General features: G+C 60.3%; 3 protein-coding genes. 1 reads left to right on the plus strand and 2 read right to left on the minus strand.

The genetic code is table 11. The features are described from left to right. Positions 1-245 precede the first annotated feature (245 nt). Positions 246-1,001, minus strand: a complete 756-nt coding sequence (gene istB / locus AC13E3_RS00360) for an IS21-like element ISSpu5 family helper ATPase IstB (RefSeq protein WP_136632573.1) — start codon at positions 999-1,001, stop codon at positions 246-248. An 11-nt stretch (positions 1,002-1,012) separates the two neighbouring features. Beyond that, entirely contained in the window at positions 1,013-2,554 is a 1,542-nt protein-coding gene (gene istA, locus AC13E3_RS00365; protein WP_136632572.1) for an IS21-like element ISSpu5 family transposase, read from the minus strand. Between istA and AC13E3_RS00370 the strand changes: the two genes are divergently transcribed. After that, on the plus strand, positions 2,532-2,877 hold a 346-nt coding region (locus AC13E3_RS00370), incomplete at its 3' end, for a hypothetical protein (RefSeq protein WP_482901565.1). The genes istA and AC13E3_RS00370 overlap by 23 nt on opposite strands.

The raw sequence follows: 2,877 nt of genomic DNA on the forward strand, positions 1-2,877 counted from the left end.
ACGACTTTTTGATTGGTGTCATTGGCACTAAGCAGGAAGCGAAAGCAATCATGGCAGACGTCACCCGCTTCGTGGAAACGGAGTTGAGGCTGGAAATCTCGCAAGAGAAATCTGGCATCGTGGACCCAAAACAAGGATTTATGCGTAAACCGCTGAAGGTTGCCACCCATTCCACGTGAAGCCTGCCACCCGGACCGGAGCAAGGCTGCCACCCATCGGAGCGTAGCGACGCGGGGTTTCTCTTCTTACTCCGAAGTCTCAGTGCCCGTCAACTTTGCCTGCTGTTTTCGCATGGATTCGCCCCGCAGATTGATCTTGTAGGCGTTGTGTACGAGCCGGTCCAGGATGGCATCTGCCAGAGTGGCGTCACCGATGATGCCGTGCCATTCCTCGATGGGTAATTGGCTAGTGGCGATGGTGGAGCGCCGGCCATGTCGGTCTTCCAGCACCTCCAGCAAGTCCCGCCGGTTCTCCGCGCTCAGCTTCATCAGCCCCCAGTCATCCAGGATCAGCACGTCGACCTTGGCCAGGCTGGTCAGGAGCTTTGAGTATTGGCCATCGCCCTTGGCGATGGTCAGCTCTCGTAGCAGCCGGGTCAGGCGGACGTACTGGGCGGTGTACCCCTCCCGGCAGGCTTTGTGTGCCAGAGCACAGGCCAGCCAGGTTTTCCCGACCCCGGTGGGACCGGTGATCAGCGCGTTCAGGTGTTCCTTCACCCACTGGCAGCTGGCTAGGCCCTGGATAAGCCCTTTATCCAGGCCGCGTGAGTTCCGGTAATCAATGTCTTCGAGGATGGCGGCGTGTCGCAGTTTGGCCCGGCGTAGCCGGCTGCTCATGCGCCGGTTGTCCCGTTCCGTCATTTCCCGGTCGACCAGCAGGCCAAGGCGCTCCTCGAAGCTCAGGTCGGTAATGTCGGGGGTGGCCGATTGATCCGCCAGGGCGGCGGCCATGCCGGTCAGTTTGAGGGCGTGGAGCTTATCCAGCGTGGGATGTTTCAGCATGTCAGGTTCCTTCAGTGGTAGTAGGCGGGGCCACGGATGTTGTCGTGTGTGTCGGGTAAGGCCAGTTCTTGTTGCTCTTCCAGGGGCTGCTCATCCAGGCGATGCTTGAGGATGGATTCGATGCTCTTGTATCGGCAGCTGCCCAGCATCAGGGCGCGTTGGCAGGCACGTTCTAATCGTGCCTCGCCGTAGCTCTGGCCCAGCCGGAGAATGCCCAGACAGGACCGATAGGCCTGTTGCGGATGCTTTCTTGCCCCCAGCGCGGTACGGATAAGCTTTTCAGTTGCCGGTCCAGTCTTGGCTGCCCAGGCGGTCAGTCGCTCTGGGGTCCACTCGCCGGCTTGGCGATGGGACTCCGGCATGTGAGCGGCGATGGTGCTATGCCGACCCTTCTGATCCGAACGCCGGTGGCTGGCGATCCGGTTGCCCCGGTGGAAGCATTCGATGGTGTTGTGGGTGATCCGGACCTCCACCTCTTTCTTGATCAGGGTGTAGGGCACCGAGTAGTAGTGCCCATCGATGGCCACGTGGTAGTCGATGTGTACCCGGGCTTTTTTCCACTCGGCGTAGACATACGGCTCGGCGGGTAGCGGTTGTAGAACCGGCTGGTCCAGCTGTTTGAAGTGATCAAGCCGGCACCCGGGCAACTTGCGGAAGGGGCGGCTATTGAGCTTCTCCAACAGCTCACGGATGGTGGCGTTGAGCTGCCCCAGGGAGAAGTGCTGACGATGGCGCAGGGCCGCCAGGATCCAGCGCTCAACGATCAATACGCCACCTTCCACCTTGGCCTTGTCACGGGGCTTGCGAACCCGTGTAGGGACAACGGCCACGCCATAATGGCCAGCCATATCCTGATAGGTCGGATTGAGGTCCGGCTCGTAGCGATGGGCCTTGCTGACGCCGGAACGGAGGTTATCCGGAACCACCAGTTCCGGCACGCCGCCCAGGAACTCGAAGGCTCGGATGTGGGAGCCGATCCAGTCCGGCAGGGTCTGGCTCCAGGTGGCCTCGGCGTAGGTGTAATTGGACGCACCCATCACCGCCACAAAGACTTGCGCCTCATGGATCTCACCGGTGGTGCGGTCAATGACGGGCACCGTGTGCCCAGCATAGTCCACGAACAGCTTTTCACCGGCTCGGTGGTCCTGACGCATCACCAGATCCAGCTTGCCCTGCCAGGCCCGGTAGTGCTCGCAGAACCAGCTGTACTGGTAGCCATCCGGATTGGCTTCCCGGTACTCCTGCCAGAGCAGGAACAGGGTGACGTTCTTGCCCCGGAGTTCATCGTGGATCCGCTGCCAGTCTGGAATGCCTCGGACCTGTGCCGGTAGATCCGGTGGTGGCGGGAACAGCCGTTGCTCCAGCTGGGCTTCACTCAGATCCTCTGGCAGCGGCCAGCCAAGCTCCGCCTCAGCAGCACGCCGCAGATACTCGCTCACAGTGGGGCGACTGATGCCGCAGGCTGCGGCAACCTGCCGGTTACTCAGCCCTCGCTCCCACTTGAGGCGAAGGACTTCTTTGATTTTACGCATGGATAACCTCATCGCTGGCATCTGGCCCTCTCCGGATGAAAAGGAGCAGAGTACCGTTAGTTATCCCGCGCCGGACGTTTTGATGGGGAAATCAGGCAGCCTGCCAGGGTGGCAGCTTTGCCGTGGAATCAGTGGCAGCTTTCGCGTGGAATGGGTGGCAGGCTTCGTCTGGAATCAGTGGCAACCTTGGTCTGGAATACGCAGATTTACCTTTCTAGGCTATTCCGTCGTCTGTCGGCGCGAAAGCAAGAGGGTAAAGTGCGTGGTCAGTCATAAGGCTGATGGAAGCAAGGTGCATGGAACTAAACGTACCATTACCGAGCACGTACATCTTGGGGTTCCTC

This window comes from Marinobacter sp. L-80 (assembly GCF_056859395.1).